The 18,082-nt window shown below is 55.9% G+C and carries 16 protein-coding genes and 1 pseudogene; 5 read left to right on the forward strand and 12 right to left on the reverse strand.

What is annotated here, in order from left to right:
• Positions 1-23: 23 nt before the first annotated feature.
• From gspD to gspG, 5 genes are read right to left on the reverse strand one after another with little or no spacing between them, the layout of a single operon-like run.
• Positions 24-2,381, reverse strand: coding sequence for a type II secretion system secretin GspD (gene gspD / locus AC07VV_RS06060; protein ID WP_495035651.1), 2,358 nt, complete (start codon positions 2,379-2,381; stop codon positions 24-26).
• Complete coding sequence (locus tag AC07VV_RS06065; RefSeq protein ID WP_495035652.1) at positions 2,378-2,923, reverse strand: type II secretion system protein M; 546 nt, start codon at positions 2,921-2,923, stop codon at positions 2,378-2,380. The genes gspD and AC07VV_RS06065 overlap by 4 nt, the downstream gene beginning before the upstream one ends.
• Entirely contained in the window at positions 2,916-4,061 is a 1,146-nt protein-coding gene (gene gspL / locus AC07VV_RS06070) for a type II secretion system protein GspL (RefSeq protein WP_495035653.1), read from the reverse strand. The genes AC07VV_RS06065 and gspL overlap by 8 nt, the downstream gene beginning before the upstream one ends.
• Positions 4,058-5,011 (reverse strand): type II secretion system minor pseudopilin GspK, encoded by a 954-nt coding sequence (gene gspK, locus AC07VV_RS06075; RefSeq protein WP_495035654.1) that lies wholly within the window; start codon positions 5,009-5,011, stop codon positions 4,058-4,060. Before gspK ends, gspL begins: the two co-directional genes overlap by 4 nt.
• Before the next feature lie 8 nt (positions 5,012-5,019).
• Positions 5,020-5,478 (reverse strand): type II secretion system major pseudopilin GspG, encoded by a 459-nt coding sequence (gspG, locus tag AC07VV_RS06080; protein ID WP_085610505.1) that lies wholly within the window; start codon positions 5,476-5,478, stop codon positions 5,020-5,022.
• Positions 5,479-5,624: 146 nt separating this feature from the next.
• Here gspG and gspI point away from each other — a divergent pair, with 146 nt between their 5' ends.
• The 3 genes and pseudogenes from gspI to AC07VV_RS06095 all read left to right on the forward strand — a co-directional run bounded on the left by gspI (position 5,625) and on the right by AC07VV_RS06095 (position 8,207).
• Positions 5,625-6,005 (forward strand): type II secretion system minor pseudopilin GspI, encoded by a 381-nt coding sequence (gene gspI / locus AC07VV_RS06085; protein ID WP_495035655.1) that lies wholly within the window; start codon positions 5,625-5,627, stop codon positions 6,003-6,005.
• 618 nt (positions 6,006-6,623) lie between these two features.
• Positions 6,624-6,986, forward strand: coding sequence for a DUF6124 family protein (locus AC07VV_RS06090; RefSeq protein WP_495035656.1), 363 nt, complete (start codon positions 6,624-6,626; stop codon positions 6,984-6,986).
• Positions 6,987-7,899: 913 nt separating this feature from the next.
• Positions 7,900-8,207 (forward strand): annotated as a pseudogene (locus tag AC07VV_RS06095) (DUF6124 family protein).
• Positions 8,208-8,293: 86 nt separating this feature from the next.
• Here the strand turns inward: AC07VV_RS06095 and AC07VV_RS06100 are convergent.
• The 6 genes from AC07VV_RS06100 to AC07VV_RS06125 all read right to left on the reverse strand — a co-directional run bounded on the left by AC07VV_RS06100 (position 8,294) and on the right by AC07VV_RS06125 (position 15,950).
• The gene (locus AC07VV_RS06100) at positions 8,294-8,581 is read right to left on the reverse strand and encodes a hypothetical protein (protein WP_495035657.1); all 288 of its coding nucleotides are present in this window, start codon (positions 8,579-8,581) and stop codon (positions 8,294-8,296) included.
• 212 nt (positions 8,582-8,793) lie between these two features.
• Positions 8,794-9,180: a DUF6124 family protein gene (locus AC07VV_RS06105; protein ID WP_273901115.1), complete on the reverse strand. Its 387-nt coding sequence runs from the start codon at positions 9,178-9,180 to the stop codon at positions 8,794-8,796.
• A gap of 591 nt (positions 9,181-9,771) precedes the next feature.
• Complete coding sequence (locus tag AC07VV_RS06110) at positions 9,772-11,295, reverse strand: RNA-directed DNA polymerase (RefSeq protein WP_495035658.1); 1,524 nt, start codon at positions 11,293-11,295, stop codon at positions 9,772-9,774.
• Positions 11,296-11,543: 248 nt separating this feature from the next.
• Positions 11,544-13,727: a DEAD/DEAH box helicase gene (locus AC07VV_RS06115; RefSeq protein WP_495035659.1), complete on the reverse strand. Its 2,184-nt coding sequence runs from the start codon at positions 13,725-13,727 to the stop codon at positions 11,544-11,546.
• Entirely contained in the window at positions 13,724-15,340 is a 1,617-nt protein-coding gene (locus tag AC07VV_RS06120; RefSeq protein WP_495035660.1) for a HamA C-terminal domain-containing protein, read from the reverse strand. Before AC07VV_RS06120 ends, AC07VV_RS06115 begins: the two co-directional genes overlap by 4 nt.
• Before the next feature lie 178 nt (positions 15,341-15,518).
• On the reverse strand, positions 15,519-15,950 hold the full coding sequence (locus AC07VV_RS06125; protein WP_127798384.1) for a type II secretion system protein N: 432 nt from the start codon (positions 15,948-15,950) through the stop codon (positions 15,519-15,521).
• Positions 15,951-16,083: 133 nt separating this feature from the next.
• On the opposite strand from AC07VV_RS06125, the gene gspH reads away from it, so the two are divergent.
• Both gspH and AC07VV_RS06135 read left to right on the forward strand, forming a co-directional pair.
• Entirely contained in the window at positions 16,084-16,536 is a 453-nt protein-coding gene (gene gspH / locus AC07VV_RS06130; protein WP_495035661.1) for a type II secretion system minor pseudopilin GspH, read from the forward strand.
• A complete protein-coding gene (locus tag AC07VV_RS06135; protein ID WP_495035662.1) occupies positions 16,533-17,141 on the forward strand; it encodes a type II secretion system protein GspJ in 609 nt (202 codons plus the stop codon). Before gspH ends, AC07VV_RS06135 begins: the two co-directional genes overlap by 4 nt.
• Here AC07VV_RS06135 and AC07VV_RS06140 read toward each other — a convergent pair whose 3' ends face one another.
• The gene (locus AC07VV_RS06140) at positions 17,142-18,080 is read right to left on the reverse strand and encodes a FecR family protein (protein ID WP_495035941.1); all 939 of its coding nucleotides are present in this window, start codon (positions 18,078-18,080) and stop codon (positions 17,142-17,144) included. It lies immediately after the preceding gene.
• Positions 18,081-18,082: the final 2 nt, after the last annotated feature.

Consider the following 18,082-nt stretch of genomic DNA (forward strand, 5'->3'; position numbering starts at 1 on the left):
GGGAGCAAGCTCCCTCGCCACGTTCATTGGATCGGCACCGCTTTGATGGTCGCGCGCGGGCCTGTCCCCGGCAGCGACGCCGGCACGCCCTGCGCAGCGGTCGGCAATTGCGGCGCCTGCATGTCCGGCATCGCCCAGCTGCGTTCCGGTTGCAGACCGCCCTGAGCGCGGCGCATGAAGTCGTAGCGGTTAAGCGTAATGCTGCGCCCCGCCGCACTGTCGCGAATGATGTACGGGCGCAGGAACACCATCAGGTTGGTCTTGGTGATCGAGCGGCGTTCGTTGCGAAACAGCGCACCCAACCCCGGAATGTTCGACAGCCACGGCACCGCGTCATTGCTCTGGCTGTAGCCATCCTGCAGCAGACCGCCGAGCACCATGATCTGCCCGTCATCGAGCAGGATGCTGGTGTCGATCGCACGTTTGCTGGTGACGATCCCCGCCGAGGTGGAGGCAGCCGAAGCGCGCTCGTCGATGCTGCTGACTTCCTGATAGATGTCGAGCTTCACCGTGCCGCCCTCGGAAATCTGTGGCCGCACGTTGAGCTTCAAACCGACTTCCTCGCGGGTCACGGTCTGGAACGGGTTGTTGCTGGTGCCCCCGCCGCCGGTGACGTAGCTGCCGCTGACAAACGGAATGGTCTGACCGACGAAAATGCTCGCGGCTTCGTTGTCCAGGGTCAGCAGGTTCGGCGTCGACAGCACGTTGGTGCCGCCCTTGCTCTTCAACGCCCGGGCCAGCACTTTCAGGTCGAGAATCTTGCCGATGCCGGGGATATCGACGGTGCCGTTGACGTAGCCGAGGTTCAGACCTTTGGGCAACACGTCGACACTGGTCTTGCCATTGACGTTGATCCCCGAGCCGCCAAGGTTGGCGCCGCCGATTACGCCGTTGCCGGCCAGATTGCCGGTCTGCCATTGCACGCCGAATTCACTGGCATCGTCCTCGCCGACTTCGACGATCAGGCTCTCGATCACCACTTGCGCGCGGCGCTGGTCGAGCAAATCGATGACTTCACGCAGGTTGCGGTACAGCGGTTCCGGCGCGGAAATCAGCAAGGTGTTGGTGGTGGCGTCCGCCTGAATGGTCACGCCGCCGGCGCTGAAAGCCACGTTCTGTTCGCTGCTTTGCGCGTTGCTGCTGCCGCTGGTGGCGCTGCTGCCCTGGGCGTAGCTGCCGCCGGTGCTGCCGCTGTTGGTGGTCGAAGTGCTGCCGTTGGTTTGCGTACCGCTCTGGCCGTTCTGCCCGCCGCCCGAATTGGTCGAGCTGCCCATGGCGCTGAGTACCGAACGCGCACTGTCACTGGTGCCGCTGTCGCTTTCACCGGTCAACAATCCGCGTAGTGCCTGGGCCAGTTTTCCGGCCTGGGCGTTGCGCAGATACACCACGTGCAGGTTGCTCGGATTGCTCTGGGCGTTATCGAGTTTGTAGATCAGGTTGCGCGCCAGCTCCGTGCGCTCGGGGCTGCCGGCGCGGATGATGATGGTGTTGGAACGCGGGTCGCCGATCACCGCGATTTTCTGCGTTGGATCGTTGCCCGGTGCGTCGAGCAGGTCGGCGACCATCGGCGCGATGTCGGCCGCGATACCGTTCTGGATCTGCACCACGTCGGTATCGATGGCGCTCGGGGTGTCGATGCCTTGAATCAGTTGCGCAACCCGGGTGAGGTTTTCGGCGTAGTCGGTGACGACGATGGTGTTGTTGCCCGGATAGGCGTTGATCGGGTTGTTCGGCGAGACGATCGGGCGCAGCACCGGAATCAGGTTCACCGCGTTCTCGTATTGCAGGCGGAACGTGCGGGTGAGCATGCCGTTGCCGGCCGGTTTGTCGGCGCTGTAGATCGGCCCGCCGAGCAACTTGGCGTCGGCCTCCGGCACCACCTGCGCCACGCCGCCCACATCCACCACGCTGAAACCCTGCATGCGCAGCGCCGCCAGCAGCATGTCGTAAGCCTGATGCGCCGGCACCTGGCCTTCAGAGACCAGTGTCAGGTTGCCCTTGACCCGAGGGTCGACCAGAAACTGCTGGCCGGTGGAACGCGACAACGCCCGTACCACTGCTTGAATATCCGCATCGACAAAATTCAGCGTCACCGGTTGATCGCCCAACGGATTGGCCGGCAACGTCGTGCCCCGGGCCGAACCGCCACTGCGGGCGCGTTCGGTGATGTTGTGCAATTGCTTCGGCGCAGGTCTTGCCTGAGCCTGCGCGCGCTCGCGGTCGAGCACCGCGTCGCCACTGCGCTGGGTGTTGGCCAGCGGCCGGCCGAGTTCGCTGTCCACCAGCAGCGGCGGTTGATTCGGTGGTGTGGTGTTGCTGCACGCGCTCAATGCCATCAACAGCATCGGCAACGCCATGCGTTTGGACCCTGACCCCTTCATGAAGCTTCCTTAGCGCCCAGCGCCTGATCCATGCGTACGGTGCCCGACAGAGTGCCGGCCGTGTCATCGGTCGCGGCGTCGTCTGCGCGTTGCAGACGGGCCTCGACCACTTGCAGTGAAAAATTCCGGGGCTGGCTCAGCAGCCAGTCGAGCACGGCATCAGCCGGTGCCGCATCGAAAGTCAACTGCCAGCCTGCGGACGCCGCCGCCAATTGGTAATGGCCGCCCAGTCCGCTGGCCTGCAAGGTCTGTTGCAGCGACTGCTCCAGGTTTTGCCCGTCGGGGCGCACGCTGACGTCGCGCAACAGCACTTCCAGCGCTTCAGCCTGGGCGCGCAGTTTTGGCGTTTCGACTTGCGAGGCGGCGATCTTCTTCAGCGGCGGCTGAATCAACGCCACCCACAGAAACAGCCCCAGCAACAGCGCCGCCATCCCGCCGACCATGCGTTTTTCCCGCAACGCCAATGGCTGCCAACGGGCCTGCAACTGAGCATTGAAGCGCTGCCAACCGGCGCGGTACTTCGCAAGCGATGGGCTATTCATCTTCGGCTCCGCTGCTGTCATCGTTGTCGGTGGCGGCGGTCGCCTCGCCGGCCGGGCGCAGGACCCAGCCGTCGTCATTCGGGCTGATGCTGATGCCGGCCTGGGTCAGCGTGCCTTGCCAATCCTTGTCGTTGCCCGAACGCCGGGCCTCGGGCAGCAGACTCAATTGCAACACGCCGTCGACAAACTCCAGCCGCTGTACCGTCCCGGCCATGGACGGCATGCCGCTGCCGGCCTGCGACACCAATCGAGTGAAATCCTGCCCCGGCGCATCCACCGCGCCTTGCTGACGCGCCGCGATTTGCTGACGGGCCTGTTGCAGCGGATTGAGGATCACCGGCAACTCGGGGAATGCCTGCTTCACCCGCTGCGCCATCTGCGCCTTGAGCTGCTGGCCCTGCCCGGCCTCGCGGGCGGCGTACAGATTCAAACCGATCACCCACACCGCCAGCGCCAGCGCACAGCAACCGAGCGCCCTGCCCCAGCCGCGATGTTCAGTGCCCGGTTGCTGAAGACCGCCGTGCAGTCCCCAGCTCGGCAACGGGCCAGAGCAGCGTTGCGTGTCAGCCAATGTCGATTGCACCGCTTCCGGCGCGCCGTCACCGATCCAGTGCGCCGGCAGACCGGTTTCCAGCAACCATGCTTCGTCGATCATCGGCTGCACCTGTGCCGCATTCGGGCCGTGGCGCAACAACAGATGATCGTCGTGCAGGCAGCCGACGCCGCCGGCCATCACCGGCAAACTGTAGGCCGCCGGGTACAGGCCTTTGAGGTTCAAACCGAACTGCCCGAGGTGCTGCAAATCCTTGCGTGATACCCAGGCAATCTGCACCTGGCCGCTTTCATTGCGAGTGCTGTGGGCGATGTGCATCTCGGCGCTGTCGCCGAGCATCAAGGCCTGCGCCGCACACTGCACAGCCGCAGCGGTTTTGTTCGCGGGCAACGGCGGCAAATCGATGCTCGCCAGCAGGCTGTCCGACGGGTGCAGAAAGCACACCAGCGGCTGTTTCGGCAGTGCACCGAGCCGCACGCGTTCCTGGCGAGTGACCTGCCCCTGACGATCCAGCCACGCAGCATCCACTTCACTGTCGAGACTCAGCTCCGCCAGCGGCGGCAAACTCACGCGCAACTGGCTCATACGCCCACCCGCGACCAGATCACTTGCGGCAATCGATCCTGACTGCGATGCAACAACGCATCGAGGCTGACCCGCCGCTGATCACGCCGCGCCTGCCCGCGCAGCCGGAACCAGTCGCTGGTAATGCCGACCTTGACGCTGGTGATCTCCAATTGCGGCAGTCGCAGCCGATTGACGAAATCCCCACGATTGATAAACCAGCGCCCGGCGTCACGCTCATTGATCAACGCCTGCGCCCGCTCCAGCGACAGCCCCGGCACATAAGCCGCCAGCACCGGCGCCGTGGCGGTGTTGCCGTTGAGCCAGGTGGTCGCCGGAATCACCGTCAGGTACGGCGCCAGTTTCGCCAACAGCGCATCGTTGACCCCGTCGACACTGCGCAAATCGTCAAGCGTGCGCAGCATCGGCAAGGTCGGCGACTGCGGTTTGCGCGACGCGGACGGCGACGTGGCGCGCCCGCTGTCGAACGTATTTTTCGCCACAGGCTTGTCCACCACTTGGGCATTCAACAGATGCGGATAAGAGCCGATCACCCGCTGACTGATGCGCCGGCTCAAGCCGCTGCTGACACCGATCAACTCGCACAAACGCTCGAATGCCTGCACCTGCACATCATCGATCCGCTCGTTGGCCACCAGATTGCGCAGGTTGAACTTGCCCTGCTCGTCCTCCAGCCGCCCTTCGAAACCTTGAGTGTTCAACCGCTGCGCCCACGGCTGATCGAGTCGGGTCAGCGGATCTCGCTGCCGGGCATCCCACAACAATTGCCGGCTGATCTCCAGCCCGCCGTGCAACACCCAACGGCCCTGCACACGCAGTTGCTCGGCTTCCAGCGCACGGGTTGAAACGCTCTGGCGCGTCAGCATGCCGGCGGCGATCACCGCGACCACTGCCGCGATCAGCAGCGCACTGATGATCGCCATCCCCTGCTGGTTCGATTGGCTGTTCATGACCGGCCTTACAACTGCCAGGAACCGATGTCGGCATTCACGCCGTCGCCGTCAGGCTGGCCGTCGGCGCCGAGGGAAAAGATGTCGATCTCGCCATTGGCACCGGGATTGAGGTACTGATAAGGACGACCCCACGGGTCATTCGGCAGGCGCTCCAGGTACGAGCGCCAGTTAGTGTTCTTCGCATCGGCCGGCCGCTCCACCAGCACCTTCAGGCCCTGGCTCTGGCTCGGGTAAGTGCCGTGATCGAGGCGATACAGCTTCAGCGCCTGCATCAACCCGCCAATGTCCTGCTTCGCCGCCGTGGCCCGCGCCTGATCCGGCCGGTCGAGCACCTTGGGCACCACCATCGCCGCCAGAATCCCGAGAATCACCACGACCACCATGATCTCGATCAGCGTGAAACCCTGCTGCCCACGGGGCATCCGGCTCGGTCGACTGGGCTGTTTGAATTGCGCGATATCCATCTCGTCATTCCCTGGCTTGATTCGATTCGACGCGCAGTGTTGCAAGAAGATATGTCAGGGATGTTGAAAATCCTCGGGTGTTTTCGTCGTCAAGCCGTCAAGCACGGGCGTTAGCGTCAAGGGCTGCCCGACTGCCCGAGCCCCCGATGCGCACCCCCACCCCGCAAGCCGGATTCACCCTGATTGAAGTGCTCGTCGCGCTGGCCATCATCGCCGTCGCCATGTCCGCCGCCGTGCGCGTAGCGGGGTTGATGACGCAGAGCAGCGGGGTTTTGCGGGATCGTTCGATTGCAATGATTGCGGCGCAGAGTCGGATGGCGGAACTTCGGTTGGAAGGGAAATTGCCGATGGGGGTTAAGGCGATGGAGTGTGATCAAGGGAGGTTGCTGTTGCGGTGTGAGCAGGTGATTGGGGGGGTGGAGAATGGGCGGTTGCTCAAGGTTGGGGTGCAAGTTTTTGATCGCAGCCAGGAGGGGCCGGCGTTGGCGCGGTTGGAGACGTTACTCAGCCGCCCCGAAAATCCCTAGCCCTCCCGAAACGTCAGACCGCTGGTATGCAGCAGAATTGACCGAGAGATATTTCCGACAACCACCTGAAAATCTTCACCACCACGCACACACCGCGTTGAACCCATAATCAACTCGAACGCCCGCCTCCAAATCCATAATCAACGCGGTCGCCCAGGTCGATGTACAACGCCAGACACCTCCGTCGGCCCCCTCTCCCTCCGGGCGGTCCGACGTTTCGGGAGGGCTGGGGTGAGGGCCGCCCTTGCCCCACCCGTTTACCCACCCCCAAAAACCACGTTTAAAAGACACCAACCGTAACGTCCCCAAGGCTACACAACCTTGCGTCATTGCCTACGACTACGCCAGAATCCGCCGGCTTGTGCGTCTAGTACGCGGGTCTTATCGTTCCATGGTCACTGAAAACCAGTGATCGGGTTTGGTAGCCCGCAGCGCTGACGCATTGCGTCACCTCATGCAGTTGCATTCATGCGACTGGATTTATGGTGGCCATGCTCAGGGCTTCTTCGGAAGCGCCGGTTCCAGTGCTCCGGTCTACCAACCTGCGTATGGTCGCCACACCCTCGTTTGGTAGCGAGAGTGGTTGACTCCAATTTAATCAGTACTGGAGTTACATCAATGATCAAACCAACACCAAACCCACCAGAAACCGATCCAGTCTCCCCCTACCAATTCCCCGATTCCCGAACCCTCAACGAAGCCGCCGAACGCGCCCTCGACCACTACCTCACTCCGCAACAACGCATCATGGGCAGCCACCACAAACACGATCCCATGTACCTGGCCAACCCGGCGTACAACACCGAATCCCTGCTGGCCAACGCCAGCGAATCATTGGGATCGGCGAGCGAAATGCTCAATAACTTTGCGGCCACGCTTGAGCCTGTTCATCGCAAGACTGCGATAGGGATTGCGCAGTTGGTGATGTTGAGTGAGTTGGCGGTGAATCAGGCGCTGGATCATGTTGAGGTGAAGGCGTAAGCGGCTGAGCGCTGCTGCTCAATAGTCGGAAAGAAAGTGGCGGAGGTTGTCAGGTGAGACTGCCGGTCTCCGCCAAATGAGCGGCTCTACCTTTAATGCCAGCCGGATTTCAGGTCCGTATCGGTTCCTAACCGATACTTACAACAATCACCCGATCCTGCTCCTTTACCTGTCAGAGGCTAAGCCGCAGGTGCAACAAATATCGTCGTTACTTTTGAATTGGGGACAATTCTGATCCACCTGTCCCGCTGTGTAGGGGAAATCCTCCAAGGGAACGATTTTTTACGCTCAATCAATCCTATCCGTATTTTATCGAAGCACAGTGAACGGCATAGTACTGTCCGTACGAACGAGCACCGAGTTAATAATTAATCGATATAAAAAACTGTCAATTATGACAGGTGCCATTTAATTAATATCGGCGCAGTCTTGCTTAAGTATTTAAACGAGGTAAAAGAGATGAAACCCGTTGGGAATTTATTATATTTTGGCGCCTTTCTAAGCTTTACTGTCGTCGCTCAAACCCATGATGCAGAGTGTCAATCAGAGTGGATAAAAAGCTCAGCCTACTCAACTTGCAAAGGAATCGACTGGACGACTAAAACTATCGGAGTCAATCCCAATACGGGTTACTATGAAGTTGACCCAAGAAATCAGCAGCCAGTCAAATTTTGCAAACTCATACAAAGCTGCTTACAAAACGGCTTAAAGGCAAGCGAAGTGGATATGAATACTTATTACTCCAAGGAGAACAGACCTAATGTATTTACGTTTCGAATAAATGAATTGAAGGATCTGAAAAACTGTAACGGCATCCTTTTGATAAAAGGATGCTAACTCCTGTCATTTGAGTATGTAAGCAGTTTTTTTGGGGGATTGGGTATTTCACCATGATCAAACCCTTCGCGTACCAATTCCCGACTTACAAAACCGCAACGAAACCGCCGAACGCGCCCTTCATCACGACCTAACTACACAACAACGCATCGTGGGCAGCCACCACAAACCTAACTCCATGTTCCTGGCCAACCCGGCTTACAACACCGAATCGCTCCTGGCCAATGCCAGCGAATCACTGGGATCAGCGAGTGAATGCTCAACAACTTCGCCGCCACGCTGGAGCCTGCCCATCGCAAGACTGCGATCGGGATTGCGCAGTTGGTGATGTTGAGCGAGCTGGCGGTGAATCAGGCATTGGATCATGTTGAGGTGAAGACGTAAGCGGCTGAGCGCTGTAGCTCAACAGCCGGAAAGAAAATGGCCGAGGTTATCAGGTGTGACTGACAGCCTCGGCCAATTGAGCAGTTCTATTTTTTGCGGCACATCTCGACGTCATCCTGAGTCTTCAGGTCTGTGTCGATTCCCAAGCGATACCTGCAGTAATCAATAATCCACCCCCGCTCCTCTGCTGTCAGGTGTTCTACCTTCCTGATCTCTCCATCGTTCGCGTGGATGTTGTAGAACTTCATCTGAAACGTCGGGTGCTTCTTGATGAAGACAATGGTCTCGATGTCTCCGTCTTCAAGGGCTTCGTAGTAGCCGACGTAGAGCTCCGTCGTTACGACGAGGATAGCTGCGATTAGAAGCTTTTTCATTCCGTTGGTGCCGGTGGTAGAGGCTGAAGGGTTCTAGCATGAAAGGAGACTGATTGAATGCCAGAAAGTAAATCAGCCCCCATTTTATGCTGCCAGCCCAGCTCCCACAGATTTCAGCGTCCTACACAATATCTGTGATCAACCTAAATCCCTGTGGGAGCGACGGTGCGACGATTCGACTTGCTCGCGAAGGCGCCAGAATTGACACCAATTTAATCAGCAGGTGATCCCGAGCTCTGCCTCACCGGCAATTGCAAATTATCCAACGCCCGATTCACCGCCAACTCCCCGAGCATGATCAACTGCGCAATGCCCACCAACGCCCGACGCTGCGAAGCCGGCACCAGACTGGCGATGTTTTGGGCAATGGTTTGGGCCGAAGCAAGTGTTTCACTGGCATCAATCAGCAGTTCTTCGTTTTTGTTGTCCGCAGTCACGGCATACATCCCGCGGGTTCTACGTGGGGGCGGCGTGGAGCCGGGGGGACAGAGGTAATGGTCGAGCGCGCGGTCGGCGGCTTCGTGGAGTTTTCTGGAATCTATGGATTCGTAGGGGGAAACCGAGTCGGTTTCGGGCGGGTTGGGTGTTGGTTTGATCATGGTGAAGCTCCATTTTTATACCTGGTGGAACCACCAACACCTGTCGCTAAACAAGTAAGGGTGGCAGCTGTACGCGGGTTAGCGAACCGAGAGGTATAAGACCCGGCAGACCCGAAGGTCTCCCACGCACAGCCACCATATCGTCATCGCAAATGTCTGCGACAAACTGGAGCGTCGTTGAACTTATACCTGGTCGGGTCGCTAAACCCGGTCGCTGGGTTGCCAGCGACCCGTAGACGATAAAGACCAGGTACAAAGCGCACAAGCCGGCGGATTCTGGCGTAGCTGTAGGCAATGGCGCAAGGATATGTAGCCTGAGAGAGTGTCTGGAGATGTCTTTTTAAACGTTCGTGTTTATCGGAATTCTCATTGCGTCTCGGCCCCCACGACAGATCCGTCCCCTTGCCCCAACAAACGTAAGCGTCCGTCGAACACATCCCCCTGAAGCTGATATGGAGCCATCGCCTCCATTGAACCGAAAAATGGGACTGGTTTATTTCTCAGAAAATAAATCAGTCCCCTTTTTCTACAGACCACTGCGAGCTAAGCACTTTGGCAACATGAGCGTCAGTGGCAATTGAGATCCATAATTCAAGCAGTTTTCTGGACCCATTGCGCCACTAACCGGTCTAACAAAACGGGAGAGTTGCTAATAAACAACTTAAGCCAGTGCGTACGCTCATCACTCGGCAAGACTCTTGAAGAATTTAGAACCGCTCTTCTAGCCTTTCCACCAAGATTATAAACAGTTGCTTTATGATTCCTCACCCAAGCTACATTTTTATTAGTAATTGCCGCCTGAGCTTGGTTCTCAATGTTAGGACCATTAAAAATAAACGCATGTAACTTTGACGACTTTAGCAAAGTAGAGTTCTGGGCAACGTACCACTCCAGCCAGAAGCGGCATATTTGACTATCTACAGCTGGATTTCCAATTACCGCCTCGATAGTGGACAAAAAAGTATTTGCAAAAAGATCATCCGTAACCTCATGAAGATATAACGCAACATCATTTATTACAGGAGCAAAAAACTCAAAATTCAAAAATATTGTGGCAGCAATATTTGATATTTTGTGTCGTCGCGCAGATCTTATAATGCTTCTCGCAAGCCCCAAATCAAGGTATTCATAGGTGACAATTTTCTCTATAGCCGCCAACAATCTAGCCTCTAGAATTAACTCCTCATCATCTATTTCAACCTCGACTTCTTCCATCTCATTAGTGTAAGAATTAAAAACCTCAAGAGTTTCAAGAAGTTGAATCTTCTCTTCAGCATAGTGATTATGAAGATGCTTTTCGACAAACTCTTCCGAGTTCATCAAAAAAGTCTTTTCAGAAGAGACAGTTAGACGGTGATTTTCATAAAGATACAAAGTGAGGCTTTCAAGTACGCTGGACAATTGTCTTGCTGAATTTGAGAAAATTCGAATATCATCGACATATCGCGTGTGGTGCACCCCTTGATCTTTCAAAAAGCGGTCAATATCTATGAATACAGCCTCAGCCATAATAATACTAGCGGCGGGCCCAACCGGAATCCCCTGGGAAGACTTGCTATTTTGCGTGGATAGAAATGTCTCTATATCATCACCTAACGGTTTAAGAGATGAATCAGCGATCTCGATTGCGTTATTCAAACGGTGTAAATAAATTTGATTATAGAAGTCCGTGATATCGGTTACTAGTACGGTATCGTATTCATCTGCCAAATCTTCTGTTTTCTTGGTAAAGTCTGCCCACCCAGAACCTGCACCAAAAAAATTCCCGTCTAAAATATTAAGACGGTATGAGCATGCAATATGCTCTTCGATCGGTATACGCGCCTTTTCAATCGCATCAGTTACTTCGCAAGCTAACGCGGTGTAAATTACAGAATCAATAGGTTCAAGTTGATGAACAATTCGAAAGCCACCCTTAGGTTTCGCGATGGTCATAGTTCGCGGCTGCGTCACCCACAACTTTGAAACATTCTTTGACATCAACTCTTTTTTAACGTCATCCCAGTGATGCCAGAGAGCTTCGTACTCAATCGACTTAGGAAAAAAGTCCGAGTCATAGTATTTGCTTATATGTTCCCGCGCAAAGTCCAGTGATTTCTCGCTAAGTATAGCCATATCCTATCCCTGATCAAAAATTTAAATAATCAATTGTCAAGCCTAGACTTATATCGTTTTCATCAAACAAATCAGCCCATGTTTTTTTGCCTGTTCGTTATTGCGGCGAGCAATATCGGCGCTCCAGCGCTACCAACATCTATGATTGCTAACAAATAGCTCAGCGAGTGTTTTTTTCTCATGGCGCTGTTCGTCTACAACATATTTTTCGGTACTCAGCAACCCACTATCAGAGTTCAAGGCCGGCGTCATACGGTGCCGAGTGCACGCCTGAGGAACATCTGATCCACATCCCCCAAAAATCGACTCCAAGATCCCTCGGTATCCCGAAGATATTGACTAAGGCCATCGACGTCGGCCTGCTCAGGAAACCCCAGTCTCTCTGTCAACCGATGTAGTGTTTGAATAGGAATTCCGATTTCCTCCAAAGCATTGACTCCTGCGGGAAGGTGGAAGCTTTCGAACGCCATTTTGACATGCGTGTAATCGATCTTACTGCGGATACCTCGCTTGATTGCATGGTGCTTGACGACATCCTCTATCAAGCCTAGTAACTTTGGCAGGGTATATCCGAAGGTATTAGTTATAATTTTCAAATCATTGTTAAGTGCGCTGGAAAGCGTGCGCTTCTCTCCCTCAGTTATCCAATTCTGTGCATACAATATTTGGCTTTTCAGATAATCCGAATAGCTCGAAGCGCTAAGGTAGCCGGCAAGTTTGGCGATCATGACATCCGTTGGTTTAACCTGGACCCCGTTACGACTGAACGTCTGCGGTACAAGCCGGGCGATAACTTTTGCAAAAGTCTTGAGGAAATTGGTCGCGGGGGTCCAGTGAAATACAAGTGTGGCAAATTCGATGTCGTCCATCATCTCGATCATGCTTTGCAGTTCTTCGAACTGCTCCACTCGGAAATACGAGTGCTTTTTTACTAGATCGATAGAAACACGATCGCTCGTAAAAATCTTATCGAATCGATCCTGTGAAAACTCAAATAGATGATCTGGTTGAATGCTCGCCAGAAGATTGATTGGGGTGTCTACATCTTGAATACCGAGCGGAATCTCAACCTCTTGGTTCAGGTTATCTTCTGGAATTTCCTCTAGGCAAAAAATTTTACCTACGAAGTGAACCCCCATCCGCCCGGCGCGCCCCTTGATATTCCCGTGAGTGAATTTGTCGATGCTGCGAGTGCCATCGCGATTGTCGTAGATCACAACGTTCTTCGCGACGGTGTTGACACCTTCGATAATTGTGGAAGTGCAAAGCAGGAAGCGCAGTTTTCCCGCATTGAACAAATCGGCTGTGTATTGCTGCAACGCCCTTGGCAGCGCCCCAAAATGCAAACCGATACCGTTTTTGAGGGCAACCGTGTAGTCCCAATCAGCATCGAACTCTTCACTGACCCAATCGATATGAGAACTCGTAGTCTGAGAACCATGCCCAAGCCTTATCAACTCGCGCGCCACTAGCCCCGCAACAGTTGGGGACTTGCAGTAGATGATCGTGGCGCCGACACATGCGCTCGCAATCGCAGCCAGCGCTTTGAGCTTGGCTTTGTCATCATTTGCCTTGATGCCGAACGTCTGAACATCAAGTGCAACCGTGTTAAAGTCGGTGGAAACGAAAGTATGTGGGTATCCGAGCCTTTCTAAGCCGCAAATGCTATTAACGAATGGCCCAGTCAAATAGAACTGTTTGGAAACCTTAAGCAGTTTACTCAGTGCGATGTTGAGCTCAATGACTCGCTCGTCCTGATAATCCACGTTGCCGCTTTTGAGCTCCCGAAACGCCAGTTTGTAAAACTCGTCGATGACGAAGAGGTCAATGTCGACGATGTCGCTTCGCTCGTTCACCCGCTCTTGGGTAAGCACATAGACAGCTCGGTTGGAACGGCACTCTTGGGAGCTGTGGTGAATGATCTGATATCGATCGCCGAACCGTTCTTGCAAGCGGCGACGAGTCTCGTCGGCAAGAGCTACAGTTGGAACAACCAAGACAAGCCGTTCCAAGGTGCCCAGACCCAGCAGCGAATCCACAATAGCGCTTTTGCCCATACTTGTTGGCGCACTCAGCACCACGTTCTGACCAGCCTTAAGCAGATCGAATATATGGAATTGCATCGAGTGGAAAACGAAGCTGTCAGAGAACGGTGTTCGGTACAGATCCAAAACCCTAAAATCGTCCGGCGTGAGGTCTGTGAACTCCTTTTTCAGATAAGGAAACAAACCTGATTTTCTAACCATGTTTTTCAGGAGGCCGGTGTGCTCAGTGAATCGCTCGCGCGCATCGAGGGCGCGCACGATCAAATCTCGCCCCAGGTCATATGAGACAGGGTTGGAAAGAAGTTTGTTGATTACGGAAAGATATTTGAAAGACGAGAAGTCCTCGCCCTGTAGGCTGTTCTTCGCCTTTTCGTAGAACTCAGTCATACAACTTCCCTTACCTTGTCCTCGACCAATTTGGTTAACCGCTCAAGGCTCGGAGCGGGGTAGATGAAGATGTGGATGCAAAGATCAGCGAACGGCGAATCCTCGATGAGATCTGCAGCGAATTTTTCAAACAACGCTGTCGTTTCCTTCTCCAACTCATCCTCGTGCCCCGGTGTTTCAGGCTCGGTAAGCAGTTGCGAGTCATAGCCCACGAACAGAACGAAGGTGAAACGATCAAGGTGGGCATCGAAGGGTTGGCTACCATCGAGGATTTCGTCGATGTCGTGGCGAAGCAGGTAGTCGTCGTCTTTGATATCAAGGATTTTTTTGCGTGCGGTATCGAAACACTCCGAAATTTCCTCGTACAACCGATCCCGTATTTCCGGAAGTCTCACAGCAATGTCGATATCAGTTACCAACTCACTGAAGCCAATCCAGAGCTGATCACCTTCTGGGTCGCGTCGGACAATGTGCACGTTTTCAAGAATTTTCTCGGGCCCAATTCTTTCCACGTGCAGCATGCATGGTATTGGCTGGCTTTCATGGTGTTGCCGAATTGTGGCGTGCAACAACACGCGCCCTAAAAATTCACTAACATCATGGAGAGACTTGAAGATGGACGTTCGCAGCCGTTCTCGCTTTTCTATAAGGGTCAGTTTGTGAATATCGGACATTTCTTTTGGCCGAAGAAAAATCTCATCTAACCATTGGCAAACGTTGTCCACGATATGTTTGTAGCGGTATCTCTTAAGCGAGTACTCCTGATGCAGAACCTGCCCGTTGCGCTTGGCACATGTCGAAGCCATGGGAGTTCTGAATGGCGTAAGAATTTGGGGCAAGTCCCGTTTGACGTAAATTTTGCGGCCTGATCGAGATTGATCATCCTCAACACGCAATTTGAACCACCCTAGAAGGTCTGGCCGGGAGTAGGACTTTTCATCAGCACTGTGGATGCGCCGAGAATGCTCGCCCTTACGTGTCACGGTGTCGAGAATGCGGCACCATATATCTTCAGAAACGGTTTCAGAGCTAAGAATGACCCCGTGCAAATCCTGAGAGGCCATTCTTATATTTCTGATCCCCATGAGCTCCAACTCGCGCAGGGTGTGGTAAACCTCCCAAGTGGCCGCATCGACCCAGTCAGCGACGCTTACACCAGACGCAGTCTGATAATTGGCCGTTCGCTTGTTGAGGTCGTCGATCAACTCCTGCCGGCCGGCCTTACCTGCCCGAGCTTTTGGGCTGATCGTCAAATACTCAAGGGTTTTGTTCACCTTGTCCTCGGTGACGATCAAATACCTAGGCAACAAATTGGCACCTGATTCACATTGCATTGACTTATGCAATATTGAACTGCAGGCGATTGTTTTCTTGTTGGCGCCCTTGGAGTTTTTGACGATGTCGGAGATGTTCCAGCGTGTTTTCTCGGTACTTTTCACTTGCACGAAATCGACGTATCCGTCGGATACGATATCGATATCGTCCGTGACCTCGCAGCGGACACTTCGGATAGTTTTATCGCGAAGCATTTGGGTGACGTGGTAGGCGGCAACACAATCCTGAAATAGAAAACCGTGCTTGGCGGCTACACCACCTGAATCATTCGAGTCCATCTCGACATCCATGACAATTTGCCGAGAATCTAGGGGATTTCTTTGCCATAGCCCACACAAGTGACATCACTTCGCCACCCGAGTACCTGTTCTCCTCTCTCACACATCCGCTTTAACCGATACTTCAAAAGTTACACCCCCAGCTAAAAAGCAAAATAACCACCTCCAACCCCAGAACTCACGGCCTCACCAACCTAGGCATCTCCACCCCCTCCCCCAACCTCTCCACCTCCAACCGCACCCTCTCCCCACCCTGCTCAATCACCACCCCATCCCCCTCCACCGCCACCAACTTCACCCCAGGACTCACCCGCTCCCCCTGTAAAAAACTCCTCGGCGGCCCATCGTTCAAACTCAAAATCGCCACCGCCCCCCGACTCCCCGCCATCACCCCACTGACCTTGATCTCCACCGGCGCCGTGCGGTTGGAAAACCACTGCAACGCCGGATTGTCGCTACGCGCGGCGAGCAGTTGCGGCGTGGCCGCCGGGGTGTGGGATTCGGCGGTGGTCAGAAGTAGGGATGACCAGGTGGCGATGCCGACCAGGGCGGTCAGCAGTGCGGCGGCCTGGATGATTTGGGGGGGTGAAAAGCGTGCGGTGTATCTCATGGGCTGAATCTCCTTTTAGTCCCGGTGACCAGACTACGCGGCAATTCTCACGGTTTTATTTCACACGCCTTACATGTTGGCCGTGCAGGATGGTTTTTTGGGACGGGGCTGGACGCAAGGGAGTGCGCATTCGATGAACCGGTGCAGGCAGCAGGGTTTTACGCTGATCGAGTTGATGGTGGTGCTGGTGATCATCGGCATCGCCAGTGCGGCGATCAGTCTGAGTATCAAGCCCGATCCGTTGCAGTTGCTGCGCAAGGACGCCGAGCGCGTGGCGCAGTTGCTGCAGATTGCCCAGGCTGAGGCCCGCGCGGATGGCCGGCCGATTGCGTGGTTGAGCGATGGCAAGGGGTTTCGTTTCAGTCGGCGTAGCGACAGTGGCAAGGGTTTTGATCATTTCGATCGGGACCCGCAGTTGCGGCCGCGTCCCTGGCAGAGTCCGAAGCTGGAGGTGCGGGTGGAGCCCAGGCAGAAAGTGGTGCTGAACGCGGAGTGGATCAATCCGCCGCTACAGTTGACGCTGTCTGACGGGCTCAATCGGTTGAGTGTGCTGCGCGATGCTTCGGGCCGGATTAGCGTGCAATGAACAGACAACAAGGTTTTACGCTGATCGAGGTGATGGTCGCGATTCTGTTGATGGCGGTGGTCAGTCTGATTGCCTGGAAGGGGCTGGACAGTGTCACCCGCGCCGACAGCCATTTGCAGGCCAGTGGTGAGCAGAGTGACAGCCTGTTGCGGGCGCTGAATCAGATGCAGCGGGATGTGGAGATGCGCGCCGGGATCGAGCTGACGGAGCCGAAGAAGGTCGGCACCGAGGATGAACCGGCGACGGCGCCGCCTGCCGTTACGGTGCGCAGCAGTGACAGCAAGGGGTTTCGGCTGGACATCATTCGTAGCGCGGCGGATCAGCCGGGGGCGTTGCAGCGGGTGCGCTGGTGGCTCAAGGGGGACACGCTGTATCGCGCGGTGGCGCCGGCGCGCAGTCGGTATCCGTTGCCGGCACCGACGGCTGGGGTGGCGATTTTGGGTGAGGTGAGTGATTTGCAGGTGCGGGTTTGGGAGGCGGACAAGGGGTGGCGGCAGTTGAGCGGGAATCGGCGGGAGGATCCGTTGGGGTTGGAGGTGCGGTTGACTCGGCAAACACCGCAAGGGCCGGAGAAGTACCGGCAGGTCATGGGACCCTTGCAGTGATTAGCTGAGAACGACTACACCGCCCGGCAACTCGGTGCATTTGACGCCGTAGGCATCACGGATCAGTGCACCTACGCCGGCCAGTTGATCGAGGGAGAACCGCGCCTGCACCCGGCGCTGGCCGAGATCGCGATTCAGCAGCAACAACATCCCCGGGCGATAGCGGTTGATCTCGTCGATCATCTGGCTGAGGGTCGCACCGTTGAACACCAACACCTGCTGACGCCAGTTCATCACCGCCGCCGTGTCGACGCTTTGCACAGTGCCAACTTGTTGCGCGTCGTAGGTCAGTTGCTGGCCTGGTTCCAGGCGCAGACTGCGGCCTTCGACTTCCACGTCCACTGCACCATCAAGGCACGTCACGCAAACCTGCTGATCAAGGTTGCGCAGGTTGAACCGCGCCCTGCTCGCCCGCAGCCAGCCGCCACCGGCCTGCATCGCCATCGGCAACCGCGCGGTCTGCACTTCGACTTCGCCGCTGACCAGTTCAAAGCCTTGCACGCCCTCATCCACCGAACGCTGGTTGATGCGTGTCTGGGTGTTCAATTCCAGGCTCAAGCCGTCGGCCGGTTCGACGCGGCGTTGCTGGCCAACTTCGGTGATGTAATCCGCTCCGAGCCCGGAGAATCCGCCCGGAATCGTGCCGCGTACCAGCAGGAACGCCGCCGATGCGGCAATCGCGCCGCCGAGAAAAGCCCGGCGTCCAAACCCTCGTGGCGCCTGCGTCGCTTCGGCTGCCGGTTGCAGCAGGTGCCACAAGGCCTTGCACTCTTCGAAGGCGCGGGCGTGTTCGGGGCTTTGGGCGCACCACTGGCGCAGCGCTCGGGCGTCGGCGACCGTGGCGCGGCCGGAGGTCAGCAGGATCAGCCAGTCGCGGGCTTCGCTTTGCAGACGCTCGGCAGGCGTGGGCTCGGCAGGTGTCAGACGGAAGATGTTCAAAC

This window comes from Pseudomonas sp. GW821-FHT02C04, from assembly GCF_059421845.1.

Excerpts from the sequence above, each read along its gene's own strand:
- gspL (WP_495035653.1), bottom strand. The coding sequence starts at position 4,061 with ATGAGCCAGTTGCGCGTGAGTTTGCCGCCGCTGGCGGAGCTGAGTCTC.
- gspK (WP_495035654.1), bottom strand. The coding sequence starts at position 5,011 with ATGAACAGCCAATCGAACCAGCAGGGGATGGCGATCATCAGTGCGCTG.
- AC07VV_RS06115 (WP_495035659.1), bottom strand. The coding sequence starts at position 13,727 with ATGACTGAGTTCTACGAAAAGGCGAAGAACAGCCTACAGGGCGAGGAC.
- AC07VV_RS06100 (WP_495035657.1), bottom strand. The coding sequence starts at position 8,581 with ATGAAAAAGCTTCTAATCGCAGCTATCCTCGTCGTAACGACGGAGCTC.
- AC07VV_RS06125 (WP_127798384.1), bottom strand. The coding sequence starts at position 15,950 with ATGAGATACACCGCACGCTTTTCACCCCCCCAAATCATCCAGGCCGCC.
- gspD (WP_495035651.1), bottom strand. The coding sequence starts at position 2,381 with ATGAAGGGGTCAGGGTCCAAACGCATGGCGTTGCCGATGCTGTTGATG.
- gspH (WP_495035661.1), top strand. The coding sequence starts at position 16,084 with ATGAACCGGTGCAGGCAGCAGGGTTTTACGCTGATCGAGTTGATGGTG.
- AC07VV_RS06105 (WP_273901115.1), bottom strand. The coding sequence starts at position 9,180 with ATGATCAAACCAACACCCAACCCGCCCGAAACCGACTCGGTTTCCCCC.
- AC07VV_RS06110 (WP_495035658.1), bottom strand. The coding sequence starts at position 11,295 with ATGGCTATACTTAGCGAGAAATCACTGGACTTTGCGCGGGAACATATA.
- AC07VV_RS06065 (WP_495035652.1), bottom strand. The coding sequence starts at position 2,923 with ATGAATAGCCCATCGCTTGCGAAGTACCGCGCCGGTTGGCAGCGCTTC.
- gspI (WP_495035655.1), top strand. The coding sequence starts at position 5,625 with ATGCGCACCCCCACCCCGCAAGCCGGATTCACCCTGATTGAAGTGCTC.
- AC07VV_RS06120 (WP_495035660.1), bottom strand. The coding sequence starts at position 15,340 with ATGGACTCGAATGATTCAGGTGGTGTAGCCGCCAAGCACGGTTTTCTA.
- AC07VV_RS06135 (WP_495035662.1), top strand. The coding sequence starts at position 16,533 with ATGAACAGACAACAAGGTTTTACGCTGATCGAGGTGATGGTCGCGATT.
- AC07VV_RS06090 (WP_495035656.1), top strand. The coding sequence starts at position 6,624 with ATGATCAAACCAACACCAAACCCACCAGAAACCGATCCAGTCTCCCCC.
- gspG (WP_085610505.1), bottom strand. The coding sequence starts at position 5,478 with ATGGATATCGCGCAATTCAAACAGCCCAGTCGACCGAGCCGGATGCCC.